Here is a 20,627-nt window from a genome sequence, read left to right on the forward strand (position 1 = left end):
CATCGAAAATTTTGGGTAGAAACCCCTAACTTCTAGTTAGGCTTTGCATTAATTTGAACTAGGATTAGAATAATTAAAGCCACGATGACCTTAATTGACGGGTGAGATTCCCAGTGGTGGGACGCTCTAGTTAAAGGGCGTTTAACCGAAATGGTTGAACCGGTGTTGACACTCTAGTTCTAGCCCCCACAAGCAGAAACGATTAAGCGAGTGAGTGAAAAACGACTTAAAAGTAGGCTCAGACCCTTCGGGGCGAGAGAGTAGAGGCAATTGGCATCGCCTGTCGCACGACACTAGAACACGCCTAAGAAGGGTTTTGGGAGTTGTGGTTCGAGCAATGACCATCGGGTTATCTCCTTCTAAAGAATCCTCGCACTTATAGGGCGAGGTGTGTCAATAATAACAAACGCATCTGAGTTAAAGATAAAAAAAGATGGATACAAAAGCATTTAGACGTTCATTACAACAGTCAGAAAGCTATCATCGTAAGGGCTTTGGTCATGAAGAAGAAGTGGCGAATGTCATGCAATCTGCTTATCAAAGTTCTTTAATTCAAGAAATTCGAGACAATAACTATATTATTAAACGCGGTAATGTTACCATTAAAATGGCTCAATCTTTTGGGTTTTGTTGGGGTGTAGAACGAGCGGTGGCAATGGCCTATGAAACTCGCCAGCATTTCCCCACCGAAAATATTTGGATTACCAATGAAATTATTCATAATCCTTCTGTAAATCAACATTTACAGGATATGAAAGTTGAGTTTATTCCGGTAGAAAATGGGAATAAGGATTTTTCAGTGGTCAATTCTGGGGATGTGGTGATATTACCCGCTTTTGGGGCAAGTGTTCAAGAAATGCAAATCTTGAATGAAAAAGGCTGTAAAATTGTCGATACAACTTGCCCTTGGGTTTCTAAAGTTTGGAATACCGTTGAGAAACATAAAAAGAGAGATTACACCTCAATTATTCATGGAAAATATAGCCATGAAGAAACCGTCGCCACCAGTTCTTTTGCAGATAAATATTTAATTGTTTTGAATTATAAAGAAGCAGAATATGTCTCGAATTATATTCTGAATGGGGGCAACCGTGAGGAGTTTTTAGCAAAATTTAGTCGTGCTTGTTCCGAAGGTTTTGATCCCGACCAAGATTTAGTCCAAATTGGTATTGCTAACCAAACAACAATGTTAAAAAGTGAAACCGAACAAATCGGAAAACTTTTAGAACATACGATGATGAAAAAATATGGCCCCGATAACTTAAATCAACATTTCCAAAGTTTTAATACCATTTGTGATGCGACCCAAGAACGCCAAGATGCAATGATTGGTATATTAGATGACCCCTTGGATTTAATGGTGGTTATCGGTGGATTTAATTCTTCTAATACGACCCATTTACAAGAAATGTCTGTCGAAAAAGGAATTCCATCTTATCATATTGATTGTTCAGAACGCATTTTAACTGATAATCGTATTGAACATAAACCGTTAGGAAAGCTTTTAGAAATTCAAGAAAATTGGCTTCCAGAGGGTGAAATTTTAGTTGGAATTACGTCTGGTGCGTCTACTCCTGATAAAGTCGTTGAAGAAGTCATTGAAAAGATTTTTGCCCAGCAACTTTCTAGTGTTCAGGGTTAAACCTTAACAATAGTAATTCTTAAATGTTTGCTACGCATTCCTATCCTGTAGAGACGTGCCATGGCGCGTCTCTACATAGCGCGTCTCTACTAGACCATAGTTTCGATTACATTAATAATAATTTTTTCATTAACCATTCCTTGCCTTTATAAGGTGCATAACGTAAAGGTAAATCAAATAAAAAGGTTTGTTTTAACACACTACGATAATGGGAAAATCGATCAAACGTAGCTTTTCCGTGAGAACTTCCCATCCCACTCTGTCCTACTCCCCCAAAAGGCAAAGTTCGACTACTAAACTGTAATAACGTGTCATTTAAACACAGAGTTCCTGATGAAGTTTCTTGTAAAATGCGGTTTTGTTTGTCTTTATTTTGAGAAAATAAATATAAAGCTAAGGGTTTGGGACGGCTGTTAATTTGAGCGATCGCATCTCCTAAATCATCATACTCCAAAATGGGTAAAATCGGCCCAAAAATTTCCTCTTGCATAACTGGATCATCCCAAGATACTTGATCAATAATCGTGGGGGAAATATATTGAGTTTCGGAGTTACTTTCACCGCCTGTAATGATTTTACCTACTTTTAAAAATTCCTGTAATCGGTTAAAATGGAAACGGTTAATGATTCGAGCATAATCAGGGCTAATGGCGGGATTATCCCCAAAAAAACTTTGAATAGATTGTTGCATTGCTGTGATTAATTCTGATTTAATCCGAGAATCTACCAGCAAATAATCTGGGGCGATACAAGTTTGACCTGCATTCACAAATTTTCCCCAAATAATCCGTTTTGCTGTATAATCTAATTGAATCTCCTCATCCACAATACAAGGGCTTTTTCCACCCAACTCTAAGGTTACAGGTGTTAAATATTTAGCGGCTGATTCTAACAAAATTTTTCCTACTTTTGCCCCTCCAGTAAAGAAAATATGATCCAACTTTTCAGCTAATAACTCTTGACTGGTTTCCACCCCGCCTTCAACGACAGTAATATATTCAGAATTAAAATTTTTATTAATAATTTCACTAATAATTTTAGATGTATTTTGACTAATTTCTGATGGTTTTAAAATTGCACAATTGCCAGCAGTGATCGCCCCAACCAAAGGAGAAATAAGCAGTTGAAACGGATAATTCCAAGGAGCTATAATTAATACAACTCCTAACGGTTGAGGATAAATCCATGTTGAAGCAGGAAATTGACTTAAAGATGGGGTAACTTTTTGTGGTTTAACCCAAGATTTGAGATGTTTAATGGCATAATTAATTTCAGCAACGGGAGCCAGTTCAAAATAAGCTTCCAGATCAGGACGGCCTAAATCCGCTTTGACTGCGTTAATAATAGCCGTTTCATGGTCTGCGATCACTTGTTTTAACCGATAAAGTTTTTCGAGACGAAACTGGATATCCTGGGTTTGTCCCGTCGCAAAAAAGTCTCGTTGTTGCTGGATTAAACTTTGAATAGCAGTTTTTTCAGTCATTTTTACCTCTCCAAATTTCCCTGATCCCCTTTTATCGAAAATTTTGGGTTTAAAACCCCGTCCCTTCGACAGGACTTCGGCGTGAGTTCAGTCGAACGCTCAGGGCAAGGTCTTCTAGGACGGCTTTTGATTCAATTGTAGTGTATACTGAAGAATAAGATTTTAATCGCAGATCATGAAGCTAAGATATCGATACAGAATCTACCCAACAGACCAACAAAAGAGGCTAATGTCTCAATTGTTTGGTTGTTGTCGGGTCGTTTTTAACGATGCCTTGGCTTACTGTAAAGAACAATACCGTGCGGGTCACAAAAAACCTAATAGCAAGGAACTTTCTAAAAGGCTAACAGAACTCAAAAAGACCACTGAAAAGCAATGGTTAACAGAAGTTTCTTCTATTCCTTTGCAACAGTCTTTGAGAGATTTAGAACAAGCTTACTCCAACTTTTTCCAATCCTGCAACGGACAAAGAAAAGGCAAGAAAGTTAAACCTCCCCAGTTTAAAAAGCGTAAATCTAAGCAATCAGCTAGATTTATGGATAACGGTTTTAAACTCTACCCTAATTCAGATTACATTTACATTGCTAAAATTGGTGAGATTAAAGTAGTCTGGAGTAGAGAATTACCCGCAACGCCTTCCAGTGCTACCTTAATTAAGGATAGTTCTGACAGGTATTTTGTGAGTTTTGTTGTTGAGTTTAATCCTCAACCCTTACCTGAAAATCAAAATTCCGTAGGAATCGATTTAGGAATTACTGATTTTGCGACATTAAGCAACGGTGAAAAGATTAAATCTCCTCAACCTTTAAAGAAACACTTAAAGCGTTTAAGGAGATTACAACGGAATTTGTCAATAAAACAGAAAGGCAGCAAAAGAAGGGAAATTACTAGAAAGAAACTAGCTAGACTTCACGCTAAGATTTCTGATACCAGAACCGATTTTCTTCATCAGTTGTCAACCCGGATTATTCGTGAAAATCAAACGATAGTTTTGGAAGACTTAAACGTTTCAGGAATGATGAAAAACCGGAAACTAGCCCGTGCTATTTCAGATTTAGGTTGGCAGTATTTTAGAACGATGCTAGAAGCCAAATCTGTTATGTACGGACGTGATTTTCGAGTCATCGATAGATGGATTCCCACTTCTCAAATTTGTTCGGACTGCGGTTTTCGCGGGGGTAAAAAAGAATTAAATATTAGAGAGTGGACTTGTTTAAATTGTGGTAAATCTCATGACCGAGATATTAACGCCGCAAACAATATTTTAGTCGCCGGAGGACTTTCGGAGACTTTAAACGGACGTGGAGAGAAGGTCAGGTGCGATTCGTTCAGTCGAAATAAGTAGAAATACTTAGGGATGACTGGCTTCAGTAGAGTAACAATTATGTTGAGTTCGCACTTTAAAATCCTCTACTGATGACAACTTACATATCCATATAGGTGAAGAAACCTAGCCGAGCATTAGCCTAGATAGCTAGGGGAAAAAATGGGAAAGATGAAGGATTACACCAACATCATAACCTAATCCAAAATAAACCAAGCCCTATCGTCCTAGTGCGGGATTGAAAGCACACAACCTACCAAATCAACTTGGTAGCCCCTACGGGAGAGACTGACTATCAAATCCGTAAAGCGGGGGTGAAGACAGGAATAGGTGGTAATAGCTGAAAGCACCTACTGTTAGCAGGAGTCTATGGGTAGAACAGACAAAGTGTTGTTGAACCATCGAAATCTCTCACCAAGGGATATAAGCTCGTAGGAATACCCTACCTCTTGGGTCGGAAATAGCCGACAAGGATAAGGACTATCAGGTTTCTGACACCGAGATAGCGCACTTCCTAAACCCCCGGTGGAAAGACACGCCCTAAAGACTCAATCAATGGATAGTAGGAACGAAATAACCTCCTGAACGCTCCTAGTTAGGTCGGTTAACTAGGTAGGCAGTCAAGCCAGACGCTAAGGGAGTTGAGATGGTTCAAGAAGCAAATGCTAAACCCGAAATAACGGGTAATGCCTGAAAAGGGATGGAGTAATTTCCTAGATAAGCAGACGTGAACCGCAATGTGTTAAAGCTAGAGGAACAAGTAGCAATGAATAAGCCTAATTTAGATTCAAATCCGAATACTAAGGGATGGGACGAAATCGATTGGCGTAAAGTCGAAAGATACGTTTTCAAGTTGCAAAAGAACATCTATGCTGCTTCCCGTTGTGGCGATGTCAAACGAGTCCGCAAACTCCAAAGAACGTTGATGAGGTCTTGGTCTAACAGGGTTTTATCGGTTCGTCGGGTCACACAAGAAAATCAAGGCAAGAAAACGGCAGGAGTGGACGGAGTGAAAGCTCTGAACCCCAAAGAACGTATGAGCCTCGTAGGTCAACTCAAAATAACAGGAAAATCTAAACCAACTCGTAGGGTATGGATTCCAAAACCTGGAACAGATGAGAAAAGACCATTAGGAATACCCACAATGTACGACCGAGCCTTGCAAGCAGTAGTAAAAGCTGCCTTAGAGCCAGAATGGGAGGCAATATTTGAGCCAAACAGCTTTGGTTTTAGACCCGGAAGGTCATGTCATGATGCGATATGGCAGATAAAGAACAGCATCCAAAATCAAGCCAAATTCGTGCTTGATGCTGATATATCAAAATGCTTTGACCGCATCAACCATTCAGCCCTACTCCAGAAAATAAACATCAAAGGAAAAGTCAGACAACAAATCAAATCCTGGCTCTCCTCTGGAGTCATAGACCAAGGGGCTTTTACTGCTACATCTGAGGGTACGCCACAAGGGGGGGTAATTAGCCCTCTGCTGGCAAATATTGCCCTTCACGGATTAGAAAACAAACTCAACGAATATATCAAAACCCTAAAAATGATATATCGGGGAGGACGACATTATTCCAAACGGGATAAAGTTAAAAGTCTTAGCTTTATTCGATATGCCGATGATTTCGTCTGTATTCATAAAGATAAATCCGTTATCCAAAGATGTCGAGAAATAATCTCGGAATGGTTATCTGACATTGGACTTGAATTAAAACCTGAGAAAACGAGGCTAACTCATACACTCCAACCAGAGCTAAGTGAGGATGGTAAAGCTGGATTTGATTTCTTAGGACATCATATTCAACAATACCCTGCTGGTAAATATCGAAGCAGAAAAAGTGCAGAAGGTAGAATATTAGGTTTTATAACACTCATCACCCCAACGAAGAAGGCGAGTAAGGTACACCAAGAAGAAATTAGAAGAATCATCAAAAAACACAGGTCAAGCCCACAGGCAGCATTAATTCAAGACCTCAACCCTGTAATAAGGGGATGGACTTCTTACTTCCACTTCTCAGACGCACAAACAGTCGGAGAATTATCAAAACAAGATAAACTCACATACCTGAAACTTCGACGATGGGCAAAACGCCGATGCGGAAATATCAATGATGGTCACAAGTTATATTGGACAAGCATCGGCAATAACAATTGGATATTCGCAACCAATGAAGGGAAAGCGAACCCCCTTCGGTTACTTAGACACTCAGAATTCGGCAGCAGTAGCACTGAGTACGTCAAAGTTAAAGGCGATAAAAGCCCATTCGACGGCGATTTAATTTACTGGAGTTCAAGACTAGGGACACACCCTGAATTGCCGAGTCGGACGGCTAAGTTGCTTAAGCGACAAAAGGGTAAATGTCAGGAGTGCGGATTAAGTTTCCAAAACTGGGATGTAATGGAAGTTGACCACATCATTCCTAAAACCCTCGGCGGAAAGGATGAACACATAAATTTACAACTATTACATCGGCACTGTCACGATAAAAAGACCGCAATTGACCTTAAAGAAATTAGGATGAAAGAATGCTCTATATTTCGCTCAACACTATCTCAAGAATGGGATAAATACGAGTGGGAATGTAACAATGATAATCCCAACATTTCAAGAATAAAACGGTCAGGAAGTCCTATGACAAAAGGAAACACCATTGAGTAGCCGTGTGAGATGAAAGTTTCACGCACGGTTTCGGACGAGAGGGGGAAGATGGTAACATCTCCCTCGACTCTTCTACTTTCTGTGAAGAAAGCACATCTCACTGAAGCGTCAACCCGTCCAGTATTTAAGCAGTTGTCAATATTTGATCTGCTAAAATAGATGGAATCCCCTTGCGTTCACGCCGGGGCGGATGTCAAGGTACAACTTGATCTATAGTGCTACCCATTAAGGTGTTTGACAATTCTAAATCCAGCAAACCCTTTCACTGCTTACAGTCAATTGCTGTTCCCTGTTCCCTGTTCCCTGTTTCCTTGAAAAATGGCAAACCTAAAAGAAATTTTATATCTTGAAGTTCCCACTCCCGATACTCAACAGGTTTGTACTTGGTTGCAACAAAACTTTCAAGCAGAAGTGGGAGAAAAAATTATTACTCCCGATGGGTTTCGGTTGCGATTTTCCCAGCCTGATCAAAATACAACAGAATGGAGTGAACTTTCAACCTTTGTTTGGTCAGTTCAACGCACCACCTATTTAAAAGTCTTTCGAGTAGGTCAACCTCCCAAAGCGCAGGAACAGAAGTTTTTAAAGCGTTTAGAAACTGAACTTAGAATAAAATTTCCTTATCAATATCCTGAACCCCCAGAGATTAATTTATCCGAACAATCCATTTTTGAAGCCTTAGAAAAGGATTATCCCTTAACGGTCAAATACTTTAAAAAAATGCCCAATGGAGAATTTGATCTCCAACGGGTTTATTGGTGGGAAAAACGTTGGCGAGAAGGGGTGAGAAATCCACAAACGCCTCAACAAGTTATCTTTAAGACGGAAACATCCCAGGAATCCAATTCCCCTGAGTATGACTTAATTTATATTGGGGGCGCATTAGGAGTCATTCATGCTGCTGTAATGGCAAGATTAGGTTATAAAGTATTATTAATTGAACGGTTGCCCTTTGGTCGGATGAACCGAGAATGGAATATTTCTCGCAGTGAGTTAAAAAGTTTAACAGATTTAGGATTATTTACTCAAACCGAGATTGAAAGTTTTATCGCCAGAGAATATAAAGACGGATTTCATAAGTTTTTTGATGCTTATAATCCTGACATTGCTAAAGCTCAAATTCTACATACGCCTAGGGTGTTAAATATTGCTTTAAATGCAGATGTATTACTTAAATTATCTGGGGAGAAACTTAAACAAGCTGGAGGAGAAATTTGGGATGAGACAGAATTTTTAAAAGCCGATATTCATCCGAATTTAGTTAATATTCAATGTCTCCATCTTCCCACCCAAACCCAACGCAACGCCACTGCCCGTTTATTAGTCGATGCGATGGGAACGGCTTCCCCCATTGCTTGGCAATTGAACGGAGGACGAGCGTTTGATAGTGTTTGTCCGACCGTTGGGGCGGTGATTGATGGCGGGTTTGAACCGGGGGTTTGGGATTCCACATTAGGAGATGTTTTAAATACTCATGGGGATATTTCACGGGGAAGACAGTTAATTTGGGAACTGTTTCCAGGGGCGGGAAATGAATTAACCTTTTATCTATTTCACTATCATCAAGTCAATCCAACAAACCCCGGTTCCCTATTAGAAATGTATGAAGACTTTTTTACCATTTTACCCGAATATCGTCGATGTGATCTGGATCAATTAGTCTGGAAAAAAGCGACGTTTGGCTATATTCCGGGGCATTTTAGTACCGGAAGTAGCGATCGAAAAGTTAGTTTTGATCGATTAATTTTAATTGGAGATGCAGCTTCTTTACAATCTCCGTTAGTCTTTACTGGATTTGGCTCTTTAGTCCGAAATTTATCTCGATTAACGGATTTATTAAATACGGCTTTAAAGCATGATTTATTAACCGCAGATTGGTTAGATAAAATTCGAGCCTATCAAACCAATATTTCTGTAACGTGGTTATTTTCTAAAGGAATGATGGTTCCCACAGGAAAATATTTACCGCCCGAAAAAATTAACTCAATTTTAAATACCTTTTTTGGGATTTTAGCCACTGAACCTCAAGACATTGCAGAAACCTTTATTAAAGATCGGACAACTTGGTGGATATTTACCCGGTTAGCCTTAAAAGCTGCCCGCATGAATCCTTTATTATTATTGTGGATTTTAGACTTTGTAAGCTTTGGGGAAGTAGTACGCTGGACAAAGAATTTTATGCAATTTATGGTGTTGTCTGTGCTGAGTTTTCTTTTCGGTTGGCTTCCCAATTTCACTCGTCAAATTCAACCTTGGTTAGAACCTCGATATCCTAAACTTTGGATGTGGTTATTAACAACCAGTTATGCTTTAACTGACGGGATGGGGAAACCCCAAGCCCCCCATTTCACAACATTAAAACTCAGGGTTTCTTAAATTTCGGGGTGAAACTCGACGGAATCAATCATAGATTTCTCCGGTTCAAAATGGAAGTTTAAACGTCCAAACCCGAGATCAAAAGAGATTATACTTTGGGGGATATTTAGGCTAACGTTATACCCTAAATCTCGCATTTCTGAAATCACATCACTGGTCGTCCAACCTAAATAAACTTCTAATTCTTCAGGTTGAGGTTGACTGCTAAAGGTACAGTTTCGATATTTTTTCTTAAGCAATGAGTAATAGTTTGTCCCTGGAGACGTGTAACCCGTAGAGGTGGGTAAAGGATGCGATCTTAGATGGCGTTTAAGATCCTGTTCCCAAGGGTTTTGTGCCGTTGATGAGGGAGTTAAAGGGATGGGAATCAGCATGAGTTATCCTCCAATCTAAAATTCTTGTAGAAGTACCTTTCTTCCTAGCTTGTTCTATAACTTCCTCGTTTGTCGATAGGGATAAGTTCAGGATTTCAGGTTTTTACTCGTCTCTCTGGGGATAGAGATTCCTACAAAAAAGGATAGAAAAGTTCAGTTCAGATCTCCCTAAATCTTCCAGGGCTAGTTCCTCCTCTAGGGGAAAATGGTTGGGGCTGGGGGGCTAAGTTATGCAGTCTAATAGATATACCAACCGCTTCTCCGTTAAAATGTTCTCTATTTCCGTAAAATTGTAGCCTTTTTTATATTTAAAATAATTGAAAGTCGATTAAAATGTTCCCTATTTCAGTGAAATTGTAGCCTTATTTCAGTGAAATTGTAGCCTTCAAATTCTGGAATGGATTAATTCCCAAAAGACGTATGTAGAATAATCGCATCGCAGGAAATGGTATTTAACCTGCTTAATCATAAACACTGGACAACAACAAAAATGTGTACTGGAATTCGCCTAATAGCAGCCGATAAAACCGTAGTTCATGCACGAACACTGGAGTTTGCTGTTGATATTTTATCCGATATCATTGTGGTTCCCAGAGGCTATGAACGGGTAGGAAGTACCCCCGCTATGGCAGAAGAACCTCCTTTACCCGGTAAAAAATGGAAGAGTAAATATGCCAGTGTCGGAATGTCCGCCCTTGGTTTACCGTTGATTATTGATGGATTCAATGAAGTGGGTCTGGCTATTGGTTTGTTTTACTTCCCAGGCTTTGCTGAATATATGCCCTATAGCCGTTCTGATGCAGAGAATACCATAGCTCCCTGGGAAGTAGGTTCTTGGATATTAGAGAATTTCGAGACTGTAGATCAGGTTAAGACTGCAATCAAAGATATTGTCGTGCCTGGAGTAATATTCGCGCAATTCGACCCCAACGCTTCACCTACTGTTCATTTCGTTGTACACGACGCATCGGGTCAAAGCATCGTGATCGAATATGTTGGTGGCAAACTCAATGTCCACGACAACCCACTAGGCGTGATTACTAACTCACCAACTTTTGATTGGCACATGACCAACCTACGGAACTATGTGAATTTCTCGTTCACAAATGTTTCTGGTTTCAAACTAGGGTCAGTTCAGCTATCTCCATTCGGACAGGGTTCGGGAATGCTCGGAATACCAGGTGATTTTACACCCCCTTCACGCTTCGTAAGAGCCGTGGCATATAGTCAATCAGTCAGTGAAGCATTCAGTCAGGGATACAATGACAAGGGAGAGGGAGAATCTTTTCACGCAGCCACAGGTAAAGACGCAATTTTACAGGCGTTTCATATCCTCAACAACTTCGATATTCCGAAGGGTGTGGCTCGTGAACATGAACATATCGTAGAGGAAACAGGAACAACCCTTGTCCCAGCAGATTACACACTCTGGACAAGCGCGAGTGACCTCCAACTGAAACAATACTATTTTCGTACTTATGAGAACAGTCAGATCCGGATGGTGGATCTGAACGTACATAAGGATCGCAGTTTCAAGATTGAGAGATTCTCGATAGCGGGTCAAGAGACTATCCAAACAATAGGTTAGTATTAGTATCACCTCTGCCCCTAAGCTGCTTTCCTAGTAACAGAAGAGCTAGGGGAGAGGTTAAATCAGTGTTCCAGAAGTAAGAAAACAACCCGATAAAGTTAACTTCTGGTTGCTAACTGACGCTTTGGAAGGGGAGTTTTTTCAGCAACCAGTTGTCGGAATTGTTCACCATCTAAGGTTTCCACCTCTAACAATAATTCCACTAACTGATCAATGAGCATTCTATGTTCCCGAATAATTGCTCGCGCCTGTTCATAACATTCACTGGCTAGAGATCGAATCAGGTGATCAATTTGGGTGGCGACTTCTTCAGAATATTCGGATTGAGAGGGAAATCCTCGCCCTAAAAACACCTCTCCCGATGGACTTTCTAAGGCTACTAATCCTAAATCTGACATTCCATAATGGGTGATCATTTCCCGTGCTAAATTAGTCACGGTTTGGATATCGCTCGTGGCGCCATTGGTAACTTCCGCATCCCCAAAAACTTCCATTTCAGCGGCTCGTCCTCCCAAACAAATGGTAATTCGATCAATTAACCAGGATTTTGTATATAAGCCACTATCGACCATTTCTTCATTGAACATTTGTTGAGCAAAGCCCCCAATGCCTCCAGAACGGGGAATAATGGTGACTTTATTTAAGGGATCGGAATTTTTCAACAATGTCATTAATAAAGCGTGTCCGATTTCATGATAGGCAATCAAACGTTTTTTCTTACTATCTAATAATGGCGTTAACGCTAACCCAATGGTAATCCGATCAATGGCATCATCAATTTCTAAAGGTGTAATGGCTTCTTTGCGCCGTCGGGCGGTTAAAATAGCCGCTTCATTGAGTAAATTGGCTAAATCTGCACCGGATAATCCAGGGGTACGACGGGCGATCGCATCTAAAGAAACCTCTTCGGATAACTTCTTATTGCGAGCGTGAACTTTAAGAATTCCTAAGCGACCATTAAAACTCGGTAAATCCACCATCACCTGTCGATCAAATCGACCCGGACGTAATAACGCCGCATCTAAAACATCAGGACGGTTGGTAGCAGCAATGACAATAATTCCCGTATTGCCTTCAAACCCATCCATTTCTGTTAATAATTGGTTCAGGGTTTGTTCTCGTTCATCATTTCCCCCCCCAATTCCCGCACCCCGTTGACGTCCGACCGCATCAATTTCATCAATAAAAATTAAACAAGGGGAATTTTCCTTGGCTTTTCTAAATAAATCTCTCACCCGTGAAGCACCGACTCCAACAAACATCTCCACAAATTCTGACCCAGAGATGCTGAAAAAGGGAACTCCAGCTTCCCCAGCAATGGCTTTGGCTAAGAGGGTTTTTCCGGTTCCCGGTGGCCCAATTAACAACACCCCCCTGGGAATTTTCGCCCCAATGGCTGTAAACCTTTCCGGTTGCTTCAGGAAGGTAACGACTTCTTGCAGTTCTTCCTTGGCTTCTTCAACCCCGGCTACATCCTCAAATAATATGCCGGTTTTGGCTTCCATTTGGAATCTCGCCCTGGATTTGCCAAAATTCATCGCTTGGCCCGATGCTTGGGTAGACCGTCGCAGAATCATTAATAAAAATGCCAATACGCCAAAAATAATTAGCATATTGACAATTAACCCCATGGCTGCACTATTATCAGCCGTAGGGCTAACTTCATACTCAACATTATTCGCCCGAATTTCCCGCATTAATTCCGGGTTTTGTTCAAACAGAGAAACCCAATACACTGACGATGGCTTTTTATCTTTGTCTCCCTTCAAGGTGACTTTCGCCATTTGTCGCGAGGGATCTTCTTCAATTTTTTGGACTTCCCCAGCCTCAATTTTCTGCAACAGTTGACTGTAGGTTAGGGTTTTTGGGGTGTTATTGGCGAAGGCGGGAGTTCCCAAGAGTAGCCCCTGGGCCATCATCCAACTGCCCAAAATTCGCCCTAGTCGTTTGGCGATGATGGTTTTTTGGGGGATGATCTGTTTAGCATCTAACCATCCCATCCCGATTTTGATCCAAGACCTCTTCATATCGACTCTACCTTTTCCTGTTGCTACGCTCCCAACTGTTAAGACAAGTGGGGATGTAAATCTAGTTTAACGCTCAGACGTTGGGATGAGCGGTTGACGACTGAAGAAACCCAGTTTCTGTATCCGTTTTGATTTAGCTATGCTATTGTTTAATTAAGCGAAGTCATTATGAGTACATTATAGAATTAGGAGATTCCCATTATGGTTAAAATCGTAGGACTCGCAGGCAGTTTGCGTCTGGGTTCCCATAGTTATCAAGCACTGATGGAAGTGGCGAAACGAGTCGAAGTGTTGGGTGTAGAGGTGGAAATCTTGGATTTGCGATCGCTGAATCTCCCCTTTTGCAACGGTGAAGATCACTATCCCGACTATCCTGATGTGGAAAAACTGCAAGAAACCGTTAAACAGGCAGACGGTTTAATTTTAGCAACACCTGAATATCATGGTAGTGTCAGTGGTGTGTTAAAAAATGCCTTAGATTTGATGAGTTTTGAACATTTAGAAGATAAAGTTGTTGGTTTAATCAGTGTCTTAGGGGGTCAATCAAATAGCAATGCCCTCAATGATTTACGAGTGATTATGCGATGGGTTCATGCGTGGGTAATTCCTGAGCAAGTTGCCATTGGACAAGCCTGGAAAGCCTTTTTAACAACCTGATTTCTACCATTTTGCTTGGCTTGATAAAGAGCTTGAAAGAATTAATTTTTTGATTCAAAAACTTAATAATGCCAATGGTATATAATATTTGAGAGAAAACGATCAATGAATTTCCTAAGAAACGAAGATTCAATAAAATTGTTTCTTGATTGATAAAAAGGGGACGAATCGGAAAAATTAAAAACCCAATGGCTGATAATACAGTTCCAATCGCATAAATTCCAATTCCTTGATATTGCTTCGCCAGGAAGAAGAAAAAGATCAGGGTAATAGATTGTAAAATAGATGCTGCACTGACCATGACGGACATTGTGCTAATATCAAGACTCATAATATAATTTCCGAATTAATAGTTAATAAAAAGCACTATCACGGAAGTTTAAATTAAGGCTAACACAGAAACAGGTGATCCAGAACCACCTGTAAGCTTTATAATTCCTAGGATCAAAGTAATTCCTGTGGGGGGAATTTGATTAAGATTTGTCAGATTTTCTAACACAAAACCGTTGTTTTTTAAAATTAGTTTATTGGTTGTAAAACTATCATCAAAACCCGGATCAACGCCATGACTATCAATACCAACTCCCCGAATCTTTCGCTGTTGAGTTAAAAATTGAATCGCTTCACCTCCAAACCCTGGAAAGTGGGGTTTTCCCTGTTCATCAAGATTTAAAAAAGCAGCCGGATCATGCCATTTTTCTTGCCATCCAGTATAGAGTAAAACTATACTATTTTCGGGAATAAGATGATGCTGACTCTCCCATCTTTCAATATCGTTTACAGTTAAAATTGAATCAGGATTTAAGATAGCTTTTTCGCGAATATCAATCACCACTGCGGGAAGAATACAAGACTCAGGAGAATAGTGCTCCACTCCCATTCCTGCTGGATAAAAACTTTGAGGGGAATTGAGATGAGTACCGCTATGTTCTCCCATCGAAAACTGTCTTAAATAATAACCGGATGTTGAAAAATCTGCCACCGTTTCAAACTGAACAGCAGGATCACCAGGCCATAATGGAATATTCGGATGAATCTTATGGCTTAAATCAATAATTCTACTATAGTTAATCGTTTTCATGATTCTAATGACTAACTTTTATGATTGAATTTTAATCCATTGGTTGATGGTTTTATAAATATTAACTAATCCTTGAATTTGCGATCGCGGTGAACGTCCATACAAAAAATCATGGAGACTAATTTGATAATTGTGTTGAATTGCTAAATCTAACCATAAATTATGATAAGCTTGTCCTTGCTCATAATCAGGAATCGTGCTAAAATAATGGGAAAAGTAATCTAAACAAGTATTAAAAAAATGTTTTCGACCTTGATATTTTAAATAATTCAGCCGAGGTTTAAAAGTCGTTAAATTATCTTTAGCCGTATGTAACGTATCGGCTAAAGATTCAGCATCAAATTCTGATAAAAACCCTGAACCTTGAGGGAAAATTTGAGCTTGACCTCTAGCATATTGATTAAAGGCTTGGAAACAAATAACCGGAGTATTACAACTCATTGCTTCCGCAAGACTGCTATTTTTTCCATCTAAAAGAGAACCTATAAGGTAAATTTTAGAGCGAGAATAATAAAGCGGTCTTTCTTGATAATAGTCAACCTGAGAAATAATCTGAATATAATCTAAAGGATTCACTAAAATATTTTTAACTTTTTGCCATTCTAATTGTGCTTCGCTACTGAGTTTATGAATAGAGTTTGGATCAAAATCATCTTCTAAAATAAATATTGTTTTTAAAAGTTTATTATATTTTTTTTTGTAAATCTTTAACGCCTCAGCAATGATAGGGAGATTATTGACAGGAGATAATCGAGATACGCATAAAACATCAATATCTTTAACGGTAAAAGGCTGAGGAGCAATTAAATATTCATGAATAAAATCAGAATGAGAAGCTGGAATTAAAATTTTATTTGCTCGTTGTGGGTCGGTTTTTCTAAACCATGTTTCACGGGATGGATTATCATATAAGGTAAAATAACCATCCGCCGTATTTGACCAGGGGTAGGAACACCAGAGAGAATCAGCAATTGAAAAGAATGTATCAGAAAGTTGAGGTAAAACTTTATTTAATAAATCAACAGATTCACTAAAATATAATCCTTTAATAAATTGACCTTCATACATTAAAGGTGGCAGGATGATCGAAAAATTTACGTTTTCATAGCGTCCTGATTCCAACTCAAAAATCTCGTTTGTCCAGCTATCTAAATCTACATAAATTTCTTCTAAGGGTTTATAAATTTGATCGGTATTAAAATATTGCTTTTGCCGTTGGTAGTTTCCGATTCCCATAATAATTGATTGATGAATTTATTTATAATATCGTGTAATATAACCTATATAAAGCAATTTTAAATCTATTTTAATATAAATTTTATTGTAGGGGTTTGGTTTTCAAACCCTCTAGCTATCTAGGTTAGAAAAGAAGCCACCCCTACAGAATTTTTTCGCCCATCCTAAACATCAAACCATCATATCCCGCATTGGTTTAACCAATTCAAAATAATGGTATTAACTTGTTCAGGACGTTCATCATGGGGACAGTGACCAGTATTCGGAATCGAAATAAACTGAACAGATGGATTAATATCGGCTAAATCTTGATAAATTTTTGCCCCTGTAATCGGTGTCCAAGGGTCAGCTTCTCCCCAAATAATTAATAAAGGATGTTGAATTTGAGGTAATAATTCCGAAGGATGGGGGCCAGGAGGAGCCGTTAAAATCGATGCAAAAACTTGTTGAGCACCGATATCATTAGAAGGAGCATATAATAACTCAACTAATTCATCTGTAATTGCGGCTTTATTGCCATAAACTTGTTTCAATGTATTGCGAATTCGGTGTTTTTGTCGAATTTGATTAAACACAAACGGCCCTATAATTGGATGACTCACCAATTTTGTAAAGAATCCCATCACCATCCGCAACGGTAAATTTAATTCTTCTGGACGATGATTTAACCCTCCTGCACAATTTAATAAAACAGCACCAGAGGAAATTTCAGGATGATGAGCAACAATCATTAAACTCAATAATGCTCCAATCGAATTCCCAATAAAAATGGCAGGTTGCTGAATTTTTTCAGCCCAAAAATCCGTTAGTAATTCTTGCCATAAATTTAAACTATAATCAAGGTTAGGTTTCGCAGAAGCACCAAATCCTAATAAATCTAACGTAAAAACTTGATACCCTCCCTCGGCTAAAACGGGAATATTCTGACGCCAATGTCCAATGGATGCGCCAAACCCATGAATCAGGACTAAAGGTTGTCCACTTCCTGCGACGGTGTAGTGAATTTGATGTCCTTTCCAGACCCAGGTGAGGGAATCAAACAGGGTTGTTGTTTTGGCGGGGGTCGTTGTTGTCATTTTATGAAGATTTGTAAACGCTATGTTTCTATAATAGTTGAATTTGATAGAAAACCTTAGCTGAACCTCGTTATAAATCCGATGATTAAACCTTGGAAACAAGACACGATTATTTTGCATACTCAACGTCTGTTGAGGAGTTATCAATATTGGACAGGAGAAACCTTGTTAGACGTTCAAGGAACACCTGAAGCGGTTGCAAAAGCATTATTTTATGCGCCATTTGTGTTAGTTTCTCATGGAATTGAACCTGATCCAATTCTTAATTATGGCAATCAAAAAGCCTTAGAACTTTGGGAATTAACCTGGGAAGAATTAACCCAAATGCCTTCTCGAAAAACGGCTGAACCGATGGTACAGGAAGCCCGAAATCGTTTATTAGCTGAAACGGAAGCTAAGGGATTTGTGAGAAATTATCAAGGCGTGAGAATTTCAAGTAGCCGCAAACGTTTTTTAATTCAAGATGTATTAATCTGGAATCTTTTAGATGAAGACAATCAACGCTGTGGACAAGCTGCGGTTTCTTCTCAATATACGTTTTTATAGTTGACTAAAACCCCGGTTTCTTGAAGAAACCAGGGTTTTGATCAAACTGCGGTTTTATTTACTATTAATTCGACGTAATGTCAACACATCGCTAATGTTTTTAACTTGGGTACAAGTGCGTTCAAATTGTTCGCGATCGCAAATTTCAATTCCTAATTCAATCAACGCAGGTGCATCAGGAAAAGTTTTTACTTGGGCGCTACAAACGTTAATATTATTATCTTTCAAGCGGGATAAAATATCATTCAAAACGCCTACTCGATCTAACACTTCAATGGAAATATTCACCGCATAGGTTTGAGGACGACCACCACTTTGATAGTTCGGATTCCAACCGACAGGAACTAACCGTTCTCCTTCTACCGTTGCGGTATTAGAACATCCTTGCTGATGAATAGAAATCCCCTTAGTTCGAGTCACAACCCCGATAATCGGTTCTCCTGGAATGGGATTACAACACCCAGCAATATGATAGAGTAAGCCTTCAACGCCCATAATTGGAGAATTACTCGGAGAAGAAGAGGGAAGAGGACAAGGAGGAGAAAGATTAGGAACTTGTAAAGAAGTGGTGGTGAGTTCTTGAGAAGCCGGTTGAACTTGGCTTTGGGATTTCACCACATCTCGCAAACGATTCACCACTAAATTTAAGGTGATTTCTCCATAACCCAAGGCAGCTAATAAATCATCCACACTATGATAATTACATCGCTTAGAAACAGAAAGCATCGGTTCAGATTTGAGCAAGGATTCAAAGCCATTTTTGCCCATTTCTTTTTCTAATAATTCTCGTCCCCGTGCAATATTTTCGTCTCGATGCGATCGCTTATACCACTGACGAATTCGGTTTTTAGCCGCACTGGTTTTAACAAAATTCAACCAATCTAAACTAGGGCGAATATTTTTCTGGGTTAATATTTCCACAATATCCCCATTTTTTAAAGGCGTATCTAAGGGAACAATGCGATCATTAACTTTTGCTCCTTTACAATGATTTCCCACTTCACTATGGATACGATAGGCAAAGTCAACGGGGGTCGCCCCATGAGTTAATGCCATCACATCTCCTTCGGGAGTAAACACATAAACATCATCAAACTCTAAATTGCTTTTAACGCTTTCGAGATATTCTTTGGCATCTTTTAAATCACTATGCCATTCTAATAATTGCCGTAACCAGGTGAATTTGTCATCCATTCCTGTGACTTGGCCCCCATTAGAATTTCCTTTTTCTTTGTACTTCCAATGGGCTGCAATCCCATATTCGGCAATATGGTGCATTTCTACTGTCCGAATTTGTACCTCAACGGGTCTTCCCGTATTGCCAATCACCCCAGTATGTAGGGACTGATACCGATTAGGTTTGGGCAATCCAATATAATCTTTAAAGCGTCCAGGAATAGGGCGAAAAGCGTCATGGACAATGGCTAAGGTACGATAACATTCCTCGTTGGTTTCAACGATGACTCGTAACGCCGCAATATCATAAATTTCATGAAATTGTTTCTGTCTTTGGTGCATTTTTTTATAAATGCCATATAAATGTTTGGGGCGTCCCGTGACTTCATAACATTTAATTCCTGCATTCTCTAGTCTATCGCGCAAAACCTGGGCAAGTTCGGCTAATTTTTCTTCTCGAATTACCCGACGATCAGAGACTAATTCTTTAATATTTTGGTAAGCTTCGGGCTCTAAATATTTAAAGGATAAATCCTCTAATTCCCATTTAAACCGACCAATCCCTAAACGATTGGCTAAGGGAGCAAAAATTTCACGGGTTTCTAACGCAATACTGCGCTGTTTATGTTCAGGAAGAAAATCTAGGGTTCGCATATTATGAAGTCGGTCAGCGAGTTTCACCACAATCACACGAATATCTTTCGCCATGGCTAAAAACATTCGCCGGAAGTTTTCAGCCTGTCGTTCTGTAGTGTTAGAAAAGTTAAATTTAGACAGCTTAGTGACGCCCTCGACCAGATGACGCACTTCTGCCCCAAAATGCTGTTCTAGTTCTTCTGGAGTCACCTCCGTATCTTCAATAATGTCATGGAGAAAACCCGCCGCCACCATGGCAGAATCTCCTCCTAAATACCGCAGCAACCCTGCTACGGCAATGGGATGATTAATATAGGGTTCTCCTGATTTGCGATACTGTCCTTGGTGCAGTTGATAGGCAAACTGAAAAGCCCGCACAATCAAATCATTCTTGGCAGAAGGCGAGGTATCAGATTTTACCAGAGAACTAGAAACCTCCATACACTGTTGTAGCCAGTCAGGAATGCTACATTCATAGTCAAAGTCAGTTTTAGCAAGGATTTGAGTATTCATGATAGTTACACCTATAGGGTAATAATACTGATAAGACAATCAGGCGTGACAGAGACTTGTGTATTTTTTTATACAAATAAAAACGAGAAAATCCAAACGGGTGAAACGGTTAAGTTTCACGGAGTTGATTTACAACTATCCGCCCCTTCATTCTGAGAAGTGAACAGCACTTGATAAAACAATACCACTCTCTTAAGGTCAGCTTAACCTGCTCCCAAGTGCAGATT

The 20,627-nt window shown here is 39.6% G+C and carries 15 protein-coding genes; 7 read left to right on the plus strand and 8 right to left on the minus strand.

Going from position 1 to position 20,627, the window contains the following annotated elements:
* Positions 1 to 433 precede the first annotated feature (433 nt).
* On the plus strand, positions 434 to 1,642 hold the full coding sequence (locus tag PL9214_RS14985) for a 4-hydroxy-3-methylbut-2-enyl diphosphate reductase (RefSeq protein WP_072719599.1): 1,209 nt from the start codon (positions 434 to 436) through the stop codon (positions 1,640 to 1,642).
* Positions 1,643 to 1,748: 106 nt separating this feature from the next.
* Here the strand turns inward: PL9214_RS14985 and PL9214_RS14990 are convergent, their stop codons facing one another.
* A complete protein-coding gene (locus tag PL9214_RS14990) occupies positions 1,749 to 3,167 on the minus strand; it encodes an aldehyde dehydrogenase (protein ID WP_281250336.1) in 1,419 nt (472 codons plus the stop codon).
* Positions 3,168 to 3,354: 187 nt separating this feature from the next.
* On the opposite strand from PL9214_RS14990, the gene PL9214_RS14995 reads away from it, so the two are divergent.
* The 3 genes from PL9214_RS14995 (at position 3,355) to PL9214_RS15010 (ending at position 9,487) form a co-directional block, all read left to right on the plus strand.
* Complete coding sequence (locus tag PL9214_RS14995) at positions 3,355 to 4,470, plus strand: RNA-guided endonuclease InsQ/TnpB family protein (RefSeq protein ID WP_245824254.1); 1,116 nt, start codon at positions 3,355 to 3,357, stop codon at positions 4,468 to 4,470.
* Between the two features lie 745 nt (positions 4,471 to 5,215).
* Positions 5,216 to 7,111 (plus strand): group II intron reverse transcriptase/maturase, encoded by a 1,896-nt coding sequence (gene ltrA / locus PL9214_RS15000; protein ID WP_072717411.1) that lies wholly within the window; start codon positions 5,216 to 5,218, stop codon positions 7,109 to 7,111.
* Positions 7,112 to 7,429: 318 nt separating this feature from the next.
* The gene (locus tag PL9214_RS15010; protein ID WP_072719602.1) at positions 7,430 to 9,487 is read left to right on the plus strand and encodes an NAD(P)/FAD-dependent oxidoreductase; all 2,058 of its coding nucleotides are present in this window, start codon (positions 7,430 to 7,432) and stop codon (positions 9,485 to 9,487) included.
* Here the strand turns inward: PL9214_RS15010 and PL9214_RS15015 are convergent.
* Positions 9,484 to 9,861 (minus strand): hypothetical protein, encoded by a 378-nt coding sequence (locus tag PL9214_RS15015; protein WP_072719603.1) that lies wholly within the window; start codon positions 9,859 to 9,861, stop codon positions 9,484 to 9,486. The two genes, PL9214_RS15010 and PL9214_RS15015, sit on opposite strands and share 4 nt — an antisense overlap.
* A gap of 445 nt (positions 9,862 to 10,306) precedes the next feature.
* Here PL9214_RS15015 and PL9214_RS15020 point away from each other — a divergent pair, with 445 nt between their 5' ends.
* Positions 10,307 to 11,449 (plus strand): linear amide C-N hydrolase, encoded by a 1,143-nt coding sequence (locus tag PL9214_RS15020; RefSeq protein WP_072719604.1) that lies wholly within the window; start codon positions 10,307 to 10,309, stop codon positions 11,447 to 11,449.
* Positions 11,450 to 11,550: 101 nt separating this feature from the next.
* Here PL9214_RS15020 and ftsH read toward each other — a convergent pair whose 3' ends face one another.
* Positions 11,551 to 13,452 carry an ATP-dependent zinc metalloprotease FtsH gene (ftsH, locus tag PL9214_RS15025; protein WP_072719605.1) on the minus strand — a complete coding sequence of 634 codons (1,902 nt, stop codon included), beginning with the start codon at positions 13,450 to 13,452 and terminating at the stop codon, positions 11,551 to 11,553.
* 228 nt (positions 13,453 to 13,680) lie between these two features.
* On the opposite strand from ftsH, the gene PL9214_RS15030 reads away from it, so the two are divergent.
* Complete coding sequence (locus PL9214_RS15030; protein ID WP_083580042.1) at positions 13,681 to 14,136, plus strand: NADPH-dependent FMN reductase; 456 nt, start codon at positions 13,681 to 13,683, stop codon at positions 14,134 to 14,136.
* On the opposite strand, the gene PL9214_RS30650 is transcribed toward PL9214_RS15030, so the two are convergent.
* From PL9214_RS30650 to PL9214_RS15045, 4 genes are all read right to left on the minus strand, one after another.
* Positions 14,057 to 14,467: a hypothetical protein gene (locus PL9214_RS30650; RefSeq protein WP_139295063.1), complete on the minus strand. Its 411-nt coding sequence runs from the start codon at positions 14,465 to 14,467 to the stop codon at positions 14,057 to 14,059. The two genes, PL9214_RS15030 and PL9214_RS30650, sit on opposite strands and share 80 nt — an antisense overlap.
* A gap of 48 nt (positions 14,468 to 14,515) precedes the next feature.
* A complete protein-coding gene (locus tag PL9214_RS15035) occupies positions 14,516 to 15,217 on the minus strand; it encodes a cyclase family protein (protein ID WP_072719606.1) in 702 nt (233 codons plus the stop codon).
* 18 nt (positions 15,218 to 15,235) lie between these two features.
* The gene (locus PL9214_RS15040; protein WP_072719607.1) at positions 15,236 to 16,453 is read right to left on the minus strand and encodes a glycosyltransferase; all 1,218 of its coding nucleotides are present in this window, start codon (positions 16,451 to 16,453) and stop codon (positions 15,236 to 15,238) included.
* A 179-nt stretch (positions 16,454 to 16,632) separates the two neighbouring features.
* Positions 16,633 to 17,529: an alpha/beta fold hydrolase gene (locus PL9214_RS15045; protein WP_072719608.1), complete on the minus strand. Its 897-nt coding sequence runs from the start codon at positions 17,527 to 17,529 to the stop codon at positions 16,633 to 16,635.
* Positions 17,530 to 17,610: 81 nt separating this feature from the next.
* On the opposite strand from PL9214_RS15045, the gene PL9214_RS15050 reads away from it, so the two are divergent.
* Positions 17,611 to 18,075: an MEKHLA domain-containing protein gene (locus tag PL9214_RS15050; protein ID WP_072719609.1), complete on the plus strand. Its 465-nt coding sequence runs from the start codon at positions 17,611 to 17,613 to the stop codon at positions 18,073 to 18,075.
* A 54-nt stretch (positions 18,076 to 18,129) separates the two neighbouring features.
* On the opposite strand, the gene PL9214_RS15055 is transcribed toward PL9214_RS15050, so the two are convergent.
* A complete protein-coding gene (locus PL9214_RS15055; protein WP_072719610.1) occupies positions 18,130 to 20,400 on the minus strand; it encodes a RelA/SpoT family protein in 2,271 nt (756 codons plus the stop codon).
* Between the last annotated feature and the right edge of the window lie 227 nt (positions 20,401 to 20,627).

This window comes from Planktothrix tepida PCC 9214 (assembly GCF_900009145.1).
Classification (GTDB): Bacteria; Cyanobacteriota; Cyanobacteriia; order Cyanobacteriales; family Microcoleaceae; genus Planktothrix; species Planktothrix tepida.